This window comes from Microterricola viridarii, assembly GCF_900104895.1.
Taxonomy (GTDB): Bacteria; Actinomycetota; Actinomycetes; order Actinomycetales; family Microbacteriaceae; genus Microterricola; species Microterricola viridarii.
In genome coordinates this window covers 327,534-344,920 of record NZ_LT629742.1, presented here as the reverse complement: position 1 = coordinate 344,920, position 17,387 = coordinate 327,534, and the positions used below count along the sequence as shown (strand labels likewise).

General features: G+C 69.6%; 17 protein-coding genes. 2 read left to right on the top strand and 15 right to left on the bottom strand.

Features of this window, described 5'->3' with window-relative positions:
* Window positions 1-43 precede the first annotated feature (43 nt).
* Complete coding sequence (locus tag BLT62_RS01565; RefSeq protein WP_156786212.1) at window positions 44-1,204, bottom strand: serine hydrolase domain-containing protein; 1,161 nt, start codon at window positions 1,202-1,204, stop codon at window positions 44-46.
* A 280-nt stretch (window positions 1,205-1,484) separates the two neighbouring features.
* Window positions 1,485-2,792, bottom strand: a complete 1,308-nt coding sequence (locus BLT62_RS01560; RefSeq protein WP_083362474.1) for an ATP-dependent DNA helicase — start codon at window positions 2,790-2,792, stop codon at window positions 1,485-1,487.
* Between the two features lie 133 nt (window positions 2,793-2,925).
* Between BLT62_RS01560 and BLT62_RS01555 the strand changes: the two genes are divergently transcribed.
* Window positions 2,926-4,188 (top strand): hypothetical protein, encoded by a 1,263-nt coding sequence (locus BLT62_RS01555; RefSeq protein ID WP_083362473.1) that lies wholly within the window; start codon window positions 2,926-2,928, stop codon window positions 4,186-4,188.
* 371 nt (window positions 4,189-4,559) lie between these two features.
* On the opposite strand, the gene BLT62_RS01550 is transcribed toward BLT62_RS01555, so the two are convergent.
* The 9 genes from BLT62_RS01550 to BLT62_RS01510 form a co-directional block, all read right to left on the bottom strand.
* Entirely contained in the window at window positions 4,560-6,536 is a 1,977-nt protein-coding gene (locus BLT62_RS01550) for a cytochrome c oxidase assembly protein (protein ID WP_083365248.1), read from the bottom strand.
* Between the two features lie 135 nt (window positions 6,537-6,671).
* Entirely contained in the window at window positions 6,672-6,962 is a 291-nt protein-coding gene (locus BLT62_RS01545) for an HU family DNA-binding protein (RefSeq protein WP_083362472.1), read from the bottom strand.
* Between the two features lie 311 nt (window positions 6,963-7,273).
* Entirely contained in the window at window positions 7,274-7,579 is a 306-nt protein-coding gene (rpsN, locus tag BLT62_RS01540) for a 30S ribosomal protein S14 (protein WP_047408199.1), read from the bottom strand.
* Between the two features lie 2 nt (window positions 7,580-7,581).
* A complete protein-coding gene (gene rpmG / locus BLT62_RS01535) occupies window positions 7,582-7,749 on the bottom strand; it encodes a 50S ribosomal protein L33 (protein ID WP_011187086.1) in 168 nt (55 codons plus the stop codon).
* A complete protein-coding gene (gene rpmB / locus BLT62_RS01530) occupies window positions 7,749-7,985 on the bottom strand; it encodes a 50S ribosomal protein L28 (protein WP_055841436.1) in 237 nt (78 codons plus the stop codon). The genes rpmG and rpmB overlap by 1 nt, the downstream gene beginning before the upstream one ends.
* A 198-nt stretch (window positions 7,986-8,183) precedes the next feature.
* Window positions 8,184-8,588, bottom strand: a complete 405-nt coding sequence (locus BLT62_RS01525) for a Fur family transcriptional regulator (RefSeq protein WP_083365247.1) — start codon at window positions 8,586-8,588, stop codon at window positions 8,184-8,186.
* Between the two features lie 24 nt (window positions 8,589-8,612).
* Window positions 8,613-9,458, bottom strand: a complete 846-nt coding sequence (locus BLT62_RS01520; RefSeq protein ID WP_231919467.1) for a metal ABC transporter permease — start codon at window positions 9,456-9,458, stop codon at window positions 8,613-8,615.
* Window positions 9,459-9,511: 53 nt separating this feature from the next.
* Window positions 9,512-10,315 (bottom strand): metal ABC transporter ATP-binding protein, encoded by an 804-nt coding sequence (locus tag BLT62_RS01515; protein ID WP_083362470.1) that lies wholly within the window; start codon window positions 10,313-10,315, stop codon window positions 9,512-9,514.
* Entirely contained in the window at window positions 10,312-11,331 is a 1,020-nt protein-coding gene (locus BLT62_RS01510; RefSeq protein ID WP_083362469.1) for a metal ABC transporter solute-binding protein, Zn/Mn family, read from the bottom strand. The genes BLT62_RS01515 and BLT62_RS01510 overlap by 4 nt, the downstream gene beginning before the upstream one ends.
* A gap of 97 nt (window positions 11,332-11,428) precedes the next feature.
* Between BLT62_RS01510 and BLT62_RS01505 the strand changes: the two genes are divergently transcribed.
* Window positions 11,429-11,923, top strand: a complete 495-nt coding sequence (locus tag BLT62_RS01505; RefSeq protein WP_172829601.1) for a GNAT family N-acetyltransferase — start codon at window positions 11,429-11,431, stop codon at window positions 11,921-11,923.
* 226 nt (window positions 11,924-12,149) lie between these two features.
* Here the strand turns inward: BLT62_RS01505 and BLT62_RS01500 are convergent, their stop codons facing one another.
* From BLT62_RS01500 to BLT62_RS01485, 4 genes are all read right to left on the bottom strand, one after another.
* Window positions 12,150-13,043: a glycine betaine ABC transporter substrate-binding protein gene (locus BLT62_RS01500; RefSeq protein ID WP_083362467.1), complete on the bottom strand. Its 894-nt coding sequence runs from the start codon at window positions 13,041-13,043 to the stop codon at window positions 12,150-12,152.
* 71 nt (window positions 13,044-13,114) lie between these two features.
* On the bottom strand, window positions 13,115-14,050 hold the full coding sequence (locus tag BLT62_RS01495; RefSeq protein ID WP_083362466.1) for an ABC transporter permease: 936 nt from the start codon (window positions 14,048-14,050) through the stop codon (window positions 13,115-13,117).
* A complete protein-coding gene (locus BLT62_RS01490; protein ID WP_231919300.1) occupies window positions 14,047-15,387 on the bottom strand; it encodes a quaternary amine ABC transporter ATP-binding protein in 1,341 nt (446 codons plus the stop codon). Before BLT62_RS01490 ends, BLT62_RS01495 begins: the two co-directional genes overlap by 4 nt.
* Before the next feature lie 533 nt (window positions 15,388-15,920).
* On the bottom strand, window positions 15,921-17,348 hold the full coding sequence (locus tag BLT62_RS01485) for a dihydrolipoamide acetyltransferase family protein (protein WP_083362465.1): 1,428 nt from the start codon (window positions 17,346-17,348) through the stop codon (window positions 15,921-15,923).
* Window positions 17,349-17,387 lie beyond the last annotated feature (39 nt).

The following is a 17,387-nucleotide window of genomic DNA, read 5'->3' as shown; positions in this document are numbered from 1 at the left end:
CTCGTTCTGGCGGCAGCCGACTGCCGGGCGCCGACGCGGCGGCCTACTCGGCGGGGGCCTCCGCCGGCGCTTCGGCTGGCGCCTGGCAGACAGCGCCGGACTGCAGCGCGGCGGCAGTCTGTTCGACCGACCAGGGCAGCTCGATCAGCGGCGTGCTGGCGTTGCCGGGGGCCGGCGCCTTCGACCCGATCGACGCCAGCTGCATCGCGAGCTGCTGGGCGAATCCCTTGCCCGCGGTGGAGTTGTTGAGCATGACGACCACGGTGAGACCCGTGCTCGGGTCGCTGTACGCCGCGGTCAGGAACCCGGGCACCTCGCCGTCCTGCCCGAGCAGGGGGCCGATCTTCTGCACGCCGAGGCCGTAGCCCTGCCAGGAGGGCGCGTCGCCGCCGAGCGGGATCGTGGCCAGCTGGGCCTTCGTCGACCGGCCGCTCAACAGCCGGCCGTCCGCGAGCGCCTGCGACCAGGTCTTCAGGTCTTCCAGATTCGAGACGACGCCGCCGGCCGCCCCGCCCTGCGAGGGCGAGAGCCGCGTCTCGTCGAGCACAACGGAGCAGTCGCGGGTGCCGTCCGGATTCACCGCGGCCGCGTAGCCGTGCGGCGAGGGGGCGCGGATGTCGAGCCTGCCGTTGTCTGGCAGGCTCGTCTGGGCGAGCCCGAGCGGGCCGAACACGTACTGCTGGTACAGCTCCGCCCAGCCCATGCCGGTGTGCGCGGACAGCGCCATGCCGAGCAAGGCAGTCGCCGTCGCCGAGTCCTGCCAGATGGCGCCCGGCGCCGTCGCGGTCGACGCGAGGCCGGCCGAGACGAGCTCCATGTCCGACCAGTTGCGCTTCGGGTTGTTCACGAAGATGCTGCCGAACTGCGTCGTGTAGTCGGCGAGACCCGCCGTGCCCTGGCAGAGCTGGCCGAGGGTGATGCCGTCGATGCCGGGCAGTCCTGGCAAGAGGTCGGCGACGAGGTCGCTGACCTCGAGCTGGCCGGCATCCGCCAGGCGCAGCATCACCGTGCAGGCCATCGAGCGCTCGCTGGCAGCGCTGCGGAAGTGCATGTCGGTGGAGACGGGCACCTTGCCGTCTGCCATCGTCACGCCCTGCGCACTCGTCCACTCGCCGGCCCACGGAGCCCACACACCGGCGACGGCACCGGATGCCGCCGACCACTGCATCGCCTGGGCGAGCGCGGCATCGAGCTGCTCGCTCACGGCTGCGGGCAGCGAACCCCCGTGCTGCGCCGGAAGCTTCGACGGCACCGCGCCGACTTCTCCAGAGCACCCCGCCAAGCCCAGCGCAAGCACCACGACCGTTCCGGCCGCCAACACGCGGCCAAGCCGACGTCTTTCCCACTGTGCGTTCAATCGATCCCCATCGTTACGCAAAAAATTACCCCCTAACAGGGGAGTCTAACCTCTGGGGCCACCGACGCCCGCAGAAAGTGATGGCTCCGTTATCGGGAGCACCGATATCGGCGCCGGCGGCGGCCTCCTACCGCCCGCGGGCGGTGACCGGGCGCTCGCGCTCGGCCTCCGACATGAACCGGCGCACGTTCTCGTCGACGATGATGTCGCTCGGCCGAAGCGGCCGGGTCAGGTAGAGGCCCTCGAGGCTGGTCAGCCGGCTGAGCGCGACGTACGTCTGACCGGGACTGAACACCCGGGCGCCGAGGTCGACGATCGCCTTGTCGTAGCTGGCGCCCTGGGACTTGTGGATGGTGACCGCCCAGGCCAGGCGCAGTGGGAACTGCGAGAACTCGGCCACGACGTCCTTCACCAGCTTCTTGGTGACCGGGTTGTAGCTGTACTTGAACTTCTCCCAGCTGGCCGGCTCCACCTCGTGCTGCTCGCCGTCGATGTCGACCACCACGGTGTCGCTGAGCTCGACGACGGTGCCGATCGTTCCGTTCACCCAGCGCGGGCCGCCGTCGATGGCGCTGTCGTTGCGGAGGAACATCACCTGAGCGCCGAGCTTGAGCTCCAGCTTCGCGTCGGCCGGGTACGCCCGGCCACCGAAGTCGCCCATGATGTCGGCCTCCGCCATCCGGGACTTGCCGGGCAGCTTGGCCAGCGCGCTGGCGTTGATGCGGTTGACGGCGTCGTTGCGGGTGGCCAGCGTGATGGCCCCCTCCTCCGGCAGCGGGCGCCTGGCACCCATCCCGTTCAGGGCGCCCGCGATCTCGGCGGTGACCCGGCCGTGGCGCACGGCGTTCAGCATGCCCTTGAAGGCGCTGTCGCTCTGCCGGTGGATCTCGGTGAGCTCGAAGATGCGCAGCCCAGCCTCCTGCCACACCTTCGCGTCGAAGAACCACATCGAGCGGTAGTGGTCGGCGTAGTAGGCCCGCTCCTCCGGGTCGCCCGGCACCGGGGAGAGCTGGTGCGGGTCGCCGAAGAGCACGAGCTGCACCCCGCCGAACGGGGTGAACGGCTTCACCCGCGCCTGCCGGAGGCTGCGGTCGATGGCATCCATCAGATCGGCGCTGACCATGCTGACTTCGTCGATGACGAGGGTGTCGATGCTGTTGAGGAGCTTCTTGGTCTGGTCGTTCTGGTCGATCTCGTGGTCGGCAATGATGCCGATCGGCAGCCGGAACAGCGAGTGGATCGTCTGGCCGCCGACGTTCAGCGCTGCAACCCCGGTCGGCGCGGCGATCGCGATCTGCTTCTCGGTGTTCCAGTTGACGTGGTTCAGCAGCGTCGACTTTCCCGTTCCGGCCCGGCCGGTGACGAAGACGTTGTCGCGCGTGCCTTCGATCGCCTCGAAGATGGCGGCTTGTTCTGGCGACAACGCAAGCGACACGGTGCGCCTTCCTGACGAAATTCTGGCTGCGGATGCAGCATTCAACTGTATCCGCTCCACCCTGAGATTCACTGGCTTCCCGCCTCGGTGCTGCACAGTCTCCGCACAGCCGCAGGCTCAATAGACTGGGCGTGTGAGCACGGGGCAGGGGGACGAGAGCGGGCGCGAGCCGTCCGCCGCTCCGACGAGCCTGCCCGCCACCAGCCCCTTCGGCATCACCGTCCCGGTTCAGGTGATCCCCGACCGCGATCTCGGCATCGGCCGCCCGGGCGCACACGCCGCCGGCGCGCCACTCACCCACGGGGTGACGATCGACACCGACACCGGCGCGACGGTCATGTGGGCTCCTCCGCCGCAGCGGAAGCCGGCCACCCCCGGAACATTGCTGCGCATCGGCGCCCTCTGGGCCGGGCTGCTCGGCCTCCTGCTGCTGGCCGCAACGGCCGGCGTCGGCGCCCTCAACCAGCAGTTGTACAGCCCGTCCGGCTTCGTGCAGCAATACCTCGGCGCGCTGGCCGCCGGCGATGCCGAGGCGGCGCTGAGCTTCCCCGGCGTCGAACCGCAGGCCACCGAGCTCGCCGCCGCCGGCCTGCCGACCACGCTCCCCCGCACGCTGCTGCGCGACACCGTGCTGCGCGCACCCCAGGACGTCCGGGTGATCGGCGACGAGCGGGGCAAGAACGGCGTGCACCGCGTGAGCGTCGAATACACGCTGGCCGGCCAGAAGGCACAGAGCGTCTTCGAGGTCGAGCGCACCGGAACCAACTTCGGCGTGTTCAACGACTGGCGCTTCGCCTCCAGCCCCCTCGCCGTGCTGACCGTGACCGTGCTGCACGACGCCGAGTTCTCGATCAACGGGCTCACCCTCGACACCCGCGCGCACCACGACGCCGATGCGGAGCCCACGTTCTCAAACTCAGCCTCTTACCTGGCCTTCTCCCCCTCCACCTACGAGCTCGGCAAGGACTCCCGGCTGCTCGCGGCCGCCCCCATCACCCTGCCCGTCACCACGAGCGACGTGACCGAGGCGACCGTCGACGTGCAGCCAACGGCCGACTTCGTGAACGACGTGCAGGAGGAGCTCAACAAGTGGCTCGACGAGTCCTGCGCCACGCAGACGGTGCTGCAGCCGACCGGCTGCCCGTTCGGTGTGAACATCGATGACCGCGTCATCAGCGGGCCCACGTGGAGCATCATCGAGTACCCGGCCGTGACGCTCACGCCGGGCGAGAGCGCCTTCGAGATGCCGCAGACCCCCGCCGTCGCCCACGTGCAGGTCGAGGTGCAGTCGCTCTTCGACGGCGACGTGGAGATGCTCGACCAGGACGAGCCCTTCTCCATGGCGCTCTCCGTGACGATCACACCCAGCGGCAGCCTCGACATCAAGCTGCACTAGTCGCGGCACCACGGGGGCACTGGGGCGCCGCTCTGCCGGCCTCAGCGCCTGGCCCGCACCCCGGCCACTCCCCCGTGGCTCCCGGGCTTTGGGTGCTGCCGTCTCCCGTTGGCTCCCGGGCTTCGGGCGCTGCGCTGCTCCTTCGTCGCGGCGCGGCGCCCTCCAGCCGACGTGGGCGCGGCGCGGCCGCGTCAAGCGGGCGCTGCCGCCTCCCGTTGGCTCGAGGGAGCGCCAGCGACCGAAGCCAACGCCCCGAGAGTGCAGTTTTTGCGGAGGGCGGCGCCAAAACTGGACGATTCCTGCACTTTGGAACGATTCAATACGGCCAAAGCCGTGGAACCGGGGGAGGGGGGACCGCTGGGTCGACCCGCCTAGCGCCTGGCGTCGTCGCGCTGGGCGATCCGGGCGAGGTTCTCGTTGTACGCGTTCAGCTCGGCGTCGTTCGTGCGCTCCGCGTTGCGATCGCTGCGCTTGGTCTCCTTGGCATCCGAGCGGCTCCACTGGATCGCCACGGCGATCGCCAGCGCCAGCGTCGGGATCTCGCCGACGCTCCAGGCGATGCCGCCGCCCATCTGTTGGTCGGCGATGGCGCTGAGACCCCAGTCGCGGCCCATCGCGCCGTACCAGTCGGCCAGCAGCAGGCCCGTGCCCGTCATGATCGCCAGGCCGAAGAAGGCGTGGAACGCCATCGTGCCGAGCAGCAGCAGCAGGCGGAACGGGTAGGGGAGGCGGTACGGCACCGGGTCGATGCCGATCAGCGACTGCACGAACAGGTAGCCCGTGATGAGGAAGTGCACCGTCATCCACTGGTGGCCGATGTGGTCGCTCGTGGCCCAGCTGAACAGCGGGCTGAAGTAGAACACCCAGAGCGAGCTGACGAACAGCACGGCGGCCACGATCGGGTTGGCGATGACCATGGCGAACTTGGAGTGCACGGCGAGCAGGATCCACTCGCGCGGGCCCCGGCTGCCGTCCTTGCGCGGGCGGATGGCGCGCATGGCGAGCGTCACCGGCGCACCGGGCACCAGCAAGACCGGGATCGCCATGGTCAGCGCCATGTGTGCCAGCATGTGCGTGCTGAAGAGGTACTTGCCGTACACGGCGACGCCGCCGCTGGTGACGTAGAACAGCGCCACCAGGCCGGAGATCCAGAGCACGGTGCGGTAGATCGGCCACTTGTCGCCGCGCTCGCGCAGGCGCCAGACGCCGGCCAGGTAGAAGAAGATGCCGAAGACGCAGGCCAGCAGCCAGATCAGGTCGACGTTCCACTCGGTGAAGTAGCGGGCGAAGGTGAGCTCGGGCGGCAGCGGCTCGCCGGTGAGCAGCTCGGCCGCCGAGCGGGTGCTGGCGAGGGCCTCGGAGACGGGCGGGGCGGTGCTGCCCAGGGCCACGGCGACGCCGGAGGCGACGCCCATGAAGGCGAGCTCGGCGATGACGAAGGCCCAGAACCAGCGTGCGCCGGCGGATGCCGCGGCAACGGCGGCCGCTGAGCCCGCCGCGACCGAGTCGGCGGCGCGCTGCATCCGCCCGATGAAGAACTGTCGCTGCACGACGCCGAACACGCCGAGGATCAGCAGGGCCGCGACCTTGACGAGCACGAGCACGCCATAGCCGGTCAGCAGCGCCTCGACGTCGCCCAGGCGCAGCCAGGCGCTGACGACGCCGGAGATCGCCAACACGATGAAGCAGAGCAGCGCGATCGTCGAGTAGCGCGCCAGCACGGTGATCAGCCGGCGCCCGTCCAGCTGCTTGCGCAGCAGCACGATGGTGATGAGCCCGCCGAGCCAGACAGCAGCCGAGACGAGGTGCAGCCCCAGGCCGGTGACGGCGGCATTGTGGCCGGAGGCGCCCGCCGCGTGCCCCTGCTGGGCCATCGGCACGAGTCCGGCGACGGCCAGCACGGTGACGAAGACGAGCAGCGTGTGGTTGCGCACGGCGAAGCAGAGCACGGTGACGGCGGCGCCGACGAGCGTCGTGATCAGCCAGGACTGTCCGAGCTCGATCTGGGTCAGGAACTGGCTGAGTGAGGCGCCGAACTGGCTGTCGGGGGAGAAGCTCGCGCCGGTCACCGAGAGGTAGGTGAAGAAGCCGGTGACGGCCGACGCCACGGTGAACAGGGCCGCGGATGCCGCGGCCACATCAAGGGCGGCGTTGAACTCGGGCTTCTTCGGGCTGAAGGCGTAGCAGGCGAGCACCAGCGCACCGATCATGCCGGCCGCGCCGAGGTTCACCAGCAGCTTGCTGATGGGCAGGCCCCAGCGCACGACGGCGCCCGGATCCTGCAGCAGTTGGGGGGCGGCGCCGCCGCCAAAGGTGAGGCCGGCGACGAGGGCCGCGAGCGCGAGCATCAGAAGCACGGCTGGGCCGAGAACACGGGTCAGGCGAAGCACCCCACCAGCCTACGCTCTGCAGACTGAGGGCTTTAACGGCGCAGGGGATCCCGCCATCTGGCGAGATCCCCTGCGAACGCGTTGAGTCGAGACTTACGCCTTGGCTGCAGCCTTCAGCTTGCTGCCGGCGCTGACCTTGACGGAGTAGCCAGCGGCGATCTCGATGGTGGCGCCGGTCTGCGGGTTGCGGCCGGTGCGAGCTGCACGGTGGGTGCGCTCGACGGCGAGCCAGCCCGGGATCGAAACCTTGACGCCGGCGCTGACGGCCGAGGCGAGCTCGTCGAACAGGCCGCCGAGAACGGCGTCGACAGTTGCCTGGCTCTGGTTGGTCGAAGCGGCGATCTTCGCGACGAGCTCGGTCTTGTTAAGCGACTTGTCAGCCATTGAGTGTCCTCCTCGGACCGTTATCTGTCAGAAACAGCTAATCGAATCTGGGGGCGTACGGCTCGAAAAGCCGCTCCCCGTGGTCGGTTGACCGCTTTGAACGTAACAGAGATCCGCGGATTCACGCGGATTTCGACGCCTTTTGGCACATATTTACGGCGTGTTCGCCCTCGGCGGAGCGAAAAGGGCATTTTGCGGCATCCGGCCGCAGTTTTCGGGCGAGAGCGCGGCCAGAGAGTGCGGGCACAAAAGAAGAAGGGCGCCGACCGAAGTCGACGCCCTTCTCAAACCGTTACCGGCCCGACTGGTACTTACCAGCTGGACTTGGTGATGCCCGGGAGCTCACCGCGGTGGGCCATGTCGCGGAAGCGAACACGGCTGACACCGAACTTGGTGAGGACACCGCGGGGGCGGCCGTCGATCGCGTCGCGCGAGCGAACACGGATCGGCGATGCGTTGCGGGGGAGCTTCTGCAGGCCGACGCGTGCGGCCTCGCGGGACTCGTCGGTGCCGTTCGGGTCGACGAGGGCCTTTTTCAGCTCGAGACGCTTAGCGGCGTAGCGCTCAACGATCACCTTGCGCTGCTCGTTGCGGGCAATCTTGCTCTTCTTAGCCATTTTTAGCGCTCCTCACGGAAGTCGACGTGCTTGCGCACTACAGGGTCGTACTTCTTCAGCACGAGGCGGTCGGGGTTGTTGCGACGGTTCTTGCGCGTGACGTAGGTGTAACCCGTGCCTGCGGTCGAACGAAGCTTGATGATCGGACGAACGTCCTGCTGCTTTGCCACTAGATCTTCTCCCCACGAGCAAGGATGTCCTTGACGACGGACTCAATGCCGCGAGCGTCAATGACCTTGATGCCCTTGGCCGACAGCTGCAGCGTGACGTTGCGGCGAAGCGACGGCACGTAGTAGGTCTTCTTCTGCACGTTCGGGTCGAAGCGGCGCTTCGTACGACGGTGCGAGTGCGAAATGTTGTGTCCGAAGCCGGGAACAGCTCCGGTCACCTGGCAGGTTGCTGCCATGGTTTCCTCCAATACCGAGAGACGAATTGCCTCTCCCAAGATCCCTTGTCGGCACGGGTCCTCCCAACATCTTCACGAAGGTGGGGGAGTAGTCGTGCGAAACCGGGTGTTAGGTTCACCCGGCCAAGGGGAAAGTCTACGTGGCTCGGGCGTGTCGCGCAAACCGGGCGGCGTGGCCCGCTGCAGGGGAGCCGCGGGCTAGGCGCGGTCGGCGAGCTCGCGCGTGCAGTTGGCGCAGAAGCCGAAGACGTCCACGACGTGCGCCGGCTGGGTGAAGCCGTGCTCCGCCGCCATCGCCTGGGCCCAGGTCTCGACGGCATCCGCGGCGATCTCGACCGTCAGGCCGCACTTGCGGCAGATCAGGTGGTGGTGGTGGCCGGTGCTGCTGCAGGCGCGGTAGATGCTCTCGCCCTCCGGGGACTGCAGCATGTCGGCCTCGCCCTCGCCGGCCAGGTCGGACAGCGCCCGGTAGACCGTGGCCAGCCCGATGGGGGAGCCGGTCGCGTGCAGCGTCTGGTGCAGCGACTGCGCGCTGATGAAACCGTCGGTCAGCGCGAGAGCCTCGCGCACAGCCTCACGCTGCCACGTATTGCGCCTTACCACCATGGCGTCTCCACCTCGTTCTCGCTAACTTCCAGCGTACCCCGGCACGACACGCCGTCGGCCGCGTCCCCAGGCGATCAGCCGGCAGCCGACGTAGATCGCGAAGGAGATCGTGGTGATGTACGGGCTGATCGGCAGGGAGCCGCCGATGGCGAGCAGGATGCCGCCGACGGCAGCGGTCAGGCCGAACAGCACGCTGAGCACGGGCACGAGCACGGGGGAGGAGCTCACCCGCATCGCGGCGGCGGCCGGCGTCACGAGCAGGGCGAGCACGAGCAGCGCGCCGATGATCTGCACCGAGACCGCGACGATGAGCCCGAGCAGCAGCATGAACGCGAAGGAGAGGAAGCGGGTGGGCACGCCGCGGGCGGCCGCCACGTCGCTGTCCAGGCTGTCGAAGCTGAGCGGGCGCCAGATCAGCAGCATCCCGATCAGAACCACGAGGCTCATGCCGATCAGCCAGCCGAGCTGCGGGTCGTCGACCGAGACGATCTGGCCGGTCAGCAGGCCGAACTTGTTGGCGCTGCGGCCGGGGTAGAGGGCGAGGAAGAGGATGCCGAGACCGAGGCCGAATGGCATCAGCACGCCGACGATTGAGTTGCGGTCGCGCGCCTTGGCGCCGAGCACACCGATGACGAGGGCGGCGATCAGGGCGCCGGCGACGGAGCCGGCGACGACGTTCACCCCGAAAAGGAGGGCTGCTGCGGCCCCGGCGAAGGAGAGTTCGCTGATGCCGTGCACGGCGAAGGCCATGTCGCGCTGCATCACGAACACGCCGACGAGGCCGCCGACGATGCCGAGAACGGCTGCGGCGATGATCGAGTTGGAGACGAGCCCGAGCAGGGCGCCGTAGTCGCTGAAGTCGAACATCCGCGACCAGAGGTCGCCGGCGTCACCCTCGGCCAGGCGGATCAGTACGGGGCTCATGCGGGCAGCTCCCCGGCGTGGTGGTGGTGGACTTCGGTGTCCGGGTCGCCGACGACGATCACGCGCCCGCCGATGCGGATGCACTCGACGGGGGTGCCGTAGAGCTCGGTGAGCACGGCGGACTGCAGCACCTCGTCGGGGGTTCCGATGCGGAACTGGCCGCCGGCCAGGTAGAGGATGCGGTCGACCATGCCGAGGATTGGATTGACGTCGTGGGTGACGAAGAGCACGGCGGTGTTGTGCTCGCGCCGGCGCTGGTCGATGAGCTCGCTGACGCCGCGCTGGTGCTGGAGGTCGAGGCTGAGCAGCGGCTCGTCGCAGAGCAGCAGCAACGGGTCGCCGGCGAGGGCCTGCCCCACGCGGAGCCGCTGCTGCTCGCCGCCGCTCAGGTTGCCGACGGGCTCGTTGCCGTACCGGGTGGCGCCGACCGCCTCGAGCAGCGCGTCGACGTGCTCGCGCTCGGCGCGGCGCGTGAAGGGCAGGCCGAAGCGGTGCCCGTTGACGCCGAGGGTGACGAGGTCGCGGCCGCGGAGCGGGGTGCCGGGGCCGATGAGCTTCTGCTGCGGGATGTAGCCGATGCGGCGGTCGCCGCGGCGCACCGGGCCGCCGGCGAAGCGGATGCTGCCCGAGTCGAGCGGCTGCTGGCCGAGCACGGTCTTCAGCATGCTGGTCTTGCCGGAGCCGTTCGGGCCGAGCACCGCGATGAACTCGCCCGGCGCGATGTCGAGGTTCAGCCCGTTCCAGAGGGTGCGGTCGCCGAAGCCGAGTGCGGCGTTCTCGAGGCTGAGCACCGCGCTCACGCGCTGAGCGCCTTCTCGAGGGCCGTCACGTTGTCGCCCATCCAGGAGACGTAGGTGCTGCCGTCCGGCAGGGTCTCGGCGAAGTCGACGACGGGCACGGCTGCCGCCACCGCGGCGTCGCGCACGAGCTCGGTCTGCGGGCTGGCCGTCTGCTCGTTGTATGCGAGCAGCGCCACGTGGCCAGACACCAGCTCGATCATCTGCTGCAGCGCGCGCGGGGCGACATCGTCGCCCTCCTCGATCGCGTTGCTGAAGGACGCCGGGGTCTCGTTGTGCAGGCCGGCGGCCTCGAGCAGGTAGAGCGGCACCGGCTCGGTGATCGCGACGGGGATTCCGGCGTGGGCCGCGGCCAGAGCGCTGGTGCGCGCCTCGAGCTCGGCGAGCTGGGCGTCGAATGCGGCGGCGTTCGCGGCGAATTCTGCCGCCTTGTCCGGTGCGCGCGAAGCGAGCTCGGCCTCGAGCGCCTCGGCCAGGTGGCGCATGGTGTCGAAGTTGTACCAGAGGTGCTCGTTGAAGCCGGTGACGTGGTCGTGGTCGGCGTGCGCGTCCGCCTCCGCATGCTCGTCCTCGGCGTGCTCGTCCTCGGCATGCTCGTCCTCGGCCTCCGCGTCCGCCGGCAGCAGGCCGGAGAGCTCGGAGACATTCAGCACGGTGCGGCCGGGGCGGCCGTCATCCGCCAGCAGGGCCGTCATGAAGCTGTCGTAGCCGGCGCCGTTCTCGATGACGATGTCGGCGCGGCTGACCTCGAGCCGGTCGCGCGCCGAGGCCTCATAGGAGTGCGGGTCGTTGACCGAGCTGTCGATGATGCTGGTCACGGATGCCGCGTCGCCGGCGATCTCGGAGGCAATCTGGCCGTACACGCTCGTCGAGGCCACGATGCCCAGCTCTGCCCCCGCCGCGGCGGTCGAGTCGGTCTCGGCGCTGCTCGCGCCGCTGCAGGCGACGAGCCCGAGGGTCAGGCCGAGCGCTCCCGCCATGGTGGCGAGGGGCTTGATGGCTCGGTTCCGCTTGATCATGTGACCACGCTACGCCTTATTGATAATGATTGTCAAAACCAATTGCGTCCCGCCAATGGGGGACCTCGATGTCGACCCGGCGTGGCAGAGTGGTGTCGTGGACACCCTCACCGAACGACTCATCCTGCACCCCTTCACGGTGGAGGAGGCCGAGCGCGTGCTCGCCGGCACGCCCGGCGAGGAGGACAGGTGGGAGGGCGGATACCCCTTCGCCGACGAGCTCGACGTGGTGCGCATGTTCCTCAGCATCGTCGAGGAGCAGGGCGACCCGGCCCCGTTCGGGCCGTACATCGTGCGCCGCATCGACGATGGCGCGGCCATCGGCGGCATCGGCTTCTTCGGCGCTCCGGATGCCGACGGGCTGGTCGAGTTCGGCTTCGGGCTCGTCCCTGGCGTGCGCGGCCACGGCTTCGCCACGGAGGCGGTGCGCGGCGCCCTCACCATCGCGGCGCAGAACGGCGCCAGGGCGGCCAGGGCCGACACCACGCCGGACAACGAGCCCGCCCAGCATGTGCTGCGGAAGGCCGGGATGAGCGAGATCTCCCGCGACGCCGAGACGGTGCTGTTCGAGATCACCCTCCCCGCCGCCTGAGCCTCGCGACTCGCAGGGCTGCACGATCCAGCTGGTCGGGAGGCCGACGGCGGATCGGGAGGCCACTACCGGTCGAAAGTTGCCTCCCGATGCCCCGGTTGCCTCCGCATCCGGCGAGGATCCCTCGGTGGCTCGAGGGAGCGCGGCCCCTCTGGCCGACCCGCAGAACGGCAAGGGGCCCGCGCGGTCTCCCGCACGGGCCCTCGCGCCGCGAGCGGCGCCGTCGCTACTTCGTCAGCGAGTCCACGTAGTCATGGTTCGCGCTGATCCAGTCCGCCACGGCCGGGGCGTAGTCGCTGCCCGATCCGCCCGAGTTGAACATGGCGTTCTCCAGCGAGGCGAGCTGCTTCGAGTCGAGCGTGAAGTCCTTCAGCCACCCGGAGAGGGTCGGGAAGTTGGTCTCGAAGCTCTTGCCGCCGAAGGAGTGCACGCCCTCGGCCGCGCCGAGCAGGCCCTGCGGGTCGGCGAGGTCCTTGACCGGGAAGGCGTCGTAGGCCCAGTGCGGCTGCCACAGCGTGACGGCGATGTTCTCGCCGGCCTTCGTGGCCGCCTTGAGCTCGCTGAGCATGGCCGGCGTCGAGCTGGTCAGGTACTCCATGCCCTCGAGCTTGTAGCCGGGGATGACGGCGTCGGTGGTGACCTCGGTGAGCCCGGCGCCCGGCTCGATGCCGACGAGGCGGTTGCCGAACAGCTCCGCGTTGTCGGCGAGCTCCTCGAGCGAGTCGATCGGGGCGTCCTCGTTCACCGCGATGGTGAGCTTGGCCTCGGTGTTCCAGGCGCCGAGGTCGACGAGATCGTCGCCGTACTTCTCGATGTAGCTGGCGTGCGTGATCGGCAGCCAGGTGTCGAGCACGACGTCGTAGTCGTCGGTGGTCAGGCCGGTGTAGACCGGGGCGACGTCGGCGTACTCGAGGGTGACGTTGTAGCCCTTCTCGTCGAGAATGGCCTTCCACAGCTCCGAGGCGGCGACGCCCTCGTCCCAGCCGTTGAAGACGGCGATCGTCAGGTCCTTCTGGTCGCCGTTGTCGAGAACTTCCGCTTCCGGTGCGGCGCAGCCGGTGAGGGCGAGCAGGGTTGCGGCTCCGAGGGCCGTCAGGGTGAGCGCTGAGCGCGTTTTCATGGTGTTCCTTTCGTTCCGCCGTGCCACGCGGGCCCGGTCGGGGATTGGTACGGAGGGAGTGAAGTCGGGTGTCAGGCGGCGACGGGTTCGGCGGCGCGCGCCGGGGCGTCGGCCGCGGCGTCCGGTGCCGGTGTGCGCCGGAAGAGCTTCGTGCGCGGCCGGCCGAGTGCGGCCGTCATCCGGTCGAGGATGATGGCGAGGATCACCACGGAGAGGCCGGCCTCGAAGCCGAGCGCGACGTCGATGCGGTTGAGGCTCGCCACGACCTGGCCGCCGAGGCCGCCGGCGCCGACCATGCCGGCGATGACGACCATCGAGAGCGAGAGCATGATGACCTGGTTGATGCCGGCGAGGATCGTCGGCATGGCCAGCGGCAGCTGGATCTGGCGCAGGATCCGGGCGGGGGAGGAGCCGAAGGCGTGGGCGGCCTCGACGACCTCCTTGTCGACGCCGCGGATGCCGAGCTCGGTCATGCGCACGCCGGGGGCCATCGCGAAGATGATGGTCGCCACGATGCCGGGCACGACGCCGACGCGGAACAGGATCAGCGCGGGAATCAGGTAGACGAACGCGGGCATCGTCTGCATGAAGTCGAGGATCGGCTTGATCACGGCGGATGCCGTGCCAGAGCGGGCGGCGAGGATGCCGAGCGGCACGCTCACGATGATGGCGATGGCGCTGGCCACCAGCACCAGGGCGAGGGTGTCCATCGCGTTGCCCCACTGGCCGAGCAGCACGATGAGCACGAGTCCGAGGGCCGAGCCCGCGGCGAACAGCCAGCCGCGCAGGTACAGGCCGAGCAGGGTGACAACCGCGATGACGGCCCAGAACGGCGGGGCGGCCAGGGCCAGGTCGACCACGTCGTAGAGCCCGCCGAAGGCGGCGCGCAGGGCGCCGAAGAACCAGCCGAGGGTCTCGGTCAGGAACTCGATGAAGGCCTCGACCCAGGGGCCGAGCGGGATGACCGGGCTGGTGGGCGGGGCGCTGGGCAGCAGGGCGGGGATCATCGCAGGCTCCCTTCGAGCGCGGCATCCGCCGGCTCTGTCGGGCCGCCCGTGGCGAGCAGCGTCTCGGTGACGACGTCGACGGGGATGGTGGCCGGCGGGTCGATCATCACCGGCACCTCGCCGGTGTGGCTCGACACGTTGCCGAGGGCGGCCAGCAGGGTGACGCGCGGGATGACGCCGAGCAGGCGCGTGCGGGAGTCGACGACGGCCAGCGGCAGATCGCTCTCGACGGAGGCCTCGACGAGGTCGCTGAGGTTGGTGTCGGCGTCGACCGCTGAGAGGTCGTGCCGCACGATCAGAGAGAGGTCGGTCTCGCGGTTCCTCACCTGGCGGATGACGTCGCGGTCGCGCACGACGCCGAGCAGCGTGCGGCCGTTGCCGAGCACGTAGGCGGCAGACGTCTGCAGGTCGCGCATTGTGCGGAGAGCCGCGCGCGGGCCGGCAGAGAGCGAGACGATCGCCCGTGCCGGCTCCATCACGCTGGAGGCCGTCAGCACTCTGGCCCGGTCAACGTCCTGCACGAACTGGGCGACATAGTCGTTGGCCGGGTCGGTCAGGATCTCCTCCGGCGTGCCGATCTGCACGATGCGGCCGTCGCGCATCACGGCGATGCGGTCGCCGAGGAACATGGCCTCGTTGAGGTCGTGGGTGATGAAGATGATCGTCTTGCCGAGCTCGGCCTGCAGCTCGACGAGCTGCTCCTGCATCTCGCGGCGGATCAGCGGGTCCAGGGCCGAGAACGCCTCGTCCATGAGCAGGATGTCGGTGTCTGCGGCGAGGGCGCGGGCCAGGCCGACGCGCTGCTGCATGCCGCCGGAGAGCTGCGCGGGAAGCTTGTCCTCCCAGCCGGCCAGGCCGACGATGCCGATGATGGTGTTCGCCCGGGCCCGGCGTTCCTCGAGCGGAACACCCTGCACCTCAAGCCCGTAGGCGACGTTGTCGATCACGGTGCGGTGCGGCAGCAGGGCGAAGTGCTGGAAGACCATCGAGATGCTCTGCCGGCGCACGGCGCGCAGCTGCTTCGGGGCCAGCCCGGTGATGGTCGTCCCGGCCACCTCGACGGTGCCGCTGGTGGGGGCGAGCAGGCCGTTGAGCATGCGGATGAGGGTGGACTTGCCGGAGCCGGAGAGCCCCATGACGACGAAGATCTCGCCGCGCTTGACCTCGAAGGAGGCGTCGATCACCGCGGCGGTCTGCTCGGCGGGAAGGCTGCCACGCTCGGCGCCGGCCCGGAGCCTGGCGACGGTGTCGAGCGGTTTTCTGCCGAATGCCTTGTAGAGCGATGTGGCTCGAACGGCGGGCCCGGTGGGCACGGCGGGGTAGGGATTGTCGGACACGTGTTGTACTCCGCGCGCACGCCGAATAACGCTTCCTCGGCGTGCGCTTTCGCTTATTGCGGCCGGGTCGGAGACGAATGCTGGGCGTGTGGCCTCAAGCGGCAAACACGGTGTTTGCGGCGAATCACACGGCCCGCTGACGGGGCCACGGGGCCGCCGCCGACATCATCCGACCATACGCCCGGCTCGATTCTGCACAGGCAGAAATCACGCCGACCGCGGACTGGATTGTGGCCAACTTCGGCCTCATCGAAGCTATCAACCGAGGCCGGTCAAGACCAATCGAGAACCGCCGATCGCCTGTGGATAACCAGCGATCGATGCGGAGGATCCCCGCCGTTGCTGGGCAGGGCACCCACTCTGAGCGTTATACGTTCGTTACCTTTCGCAGCGCTCTCCACCGCCGCCTGGACGCTCCGACCGCGGCTCGCGTGCGCGTAGCACGCGGAAGGTGGTGCGTGCTGACCGCCGGGACGCCGCGCCGGTCGGGGGAGCGGAGCCGCGAGTGCGCGTGACGCCGCGCGTCACGGGCGTCAGTCGAGCAGCAGCGCCGGCTCCTCGATGATCGAGGCGACGTCGGCCAGGAAGCGGCTGGCCACATCCCCGTCGACGACACGGTGGTCGAAGCTCGCGCCGATCGTCGTGACGTAGCGGGCGCGCACCTCGCCGTCGACGACCCACGGCTTCTGCTTGATCGTGCCGAGGGCGACGATGGCGACCTCGCCCGGGTTGAGGATCGGCGTGCCGGTGTCCATGCCGAAGACGCCGATGTTGGTGATCGTGATCGTGCCGCCGCTCATCTCGGCCGGGCTGGTCTTGCCGTCGCGGGCGGTGATGGTCAGCTGCTCGAGCGCGCCGGCCAGCTGGAGCAGGCTCATCGCCTGCGCCTCCTTGACGTTGGGCACGATCAGGCCGCGCGGGGTGGCCGCGGCGATGCCGAGGTTCACGTAGTGCTTGACGACGATCTCCTCGTCGCCCCAGGCCGCGTTCACGGTGGGGTTGCGGCGCACCGCCCAGATCATCGCCTTGGCCATGATCAGCAGCGGCGACACCTTCACGCCGGCGAAGTCGGTGGAGCTCTTGAGACGTTTCACGAACTCCATGGTGCGGGTCGCGTCCACGTCGACGAAGAGGCTGACGTGCGGCGCGGAGAAGGCGCTGGACACCATGGCGTTGGCGATGGCCTTGCGCACGCCCTTGACGGGGATCTTGTCCTCGCGACCCTCCGGCCACTCCGGCGTCTCGATGTTGCGGAACACGCTCACCTGCGAGGCGGCGCGGATCACGTCGTCGCGGGTGATGTCGCCGATCGGGCCGGTCGGCGTGACCGTGCCGAGGTCGACGTCGAGGTCCTTGGCGAGCTTGCGCACGGGGGGCTTGGCGATGACCGGGCCGGCGGATGCCGCGGGCACCGCGATGCGCGGCGTGCTGGGCCGCACGGCAGCCGCGGCCGGAGCGGCCGGAGCGGCGGGGGCGGCCGGAGCGGGGTGCGCGGCCGGGGGCGCCAGTGTCTCGTGTGCGGCGGCGTGCGAGCGGGCGCGCCGGCGGCGGCTGCCGCTCGTGGCGGAGCTGCCGTGGCCGACCAGCACGGCGCCGGGCTTGTCGTCGGCGCTGTCTGCCGCGGCGGCGTCGCTCTCGACGGACACGGTGGCGGCGGCATCCGCGGCCACCGACGCCGCGGCGCCGCTGCCCTGGACGGCCGGGGCGGGCGCTGCGGCATCCGCGGAGCCGACGGTGATGATCGCCGTGCCGACGTCGACGGTGGTGCCCTCCTCAACCAGGATGGCGCCGACGATTCCGGCGAAGGGCGAGGGCAGCTCGACGAGCGACTTCGCCGTCTCGATCTCGACCAGGACGTCGTTGATCGCGACGGTGTCGCCGACGGCGACCTTCCACTGCACGATCTCGGCCTCGGTGAGACCTTCGCCGACGTCGGGGAGGTTGAAGGTGAGTTCGCTCATGGGGTGCCTTCCGTGCGGATGGTCAAAGTGTAGGTGGGC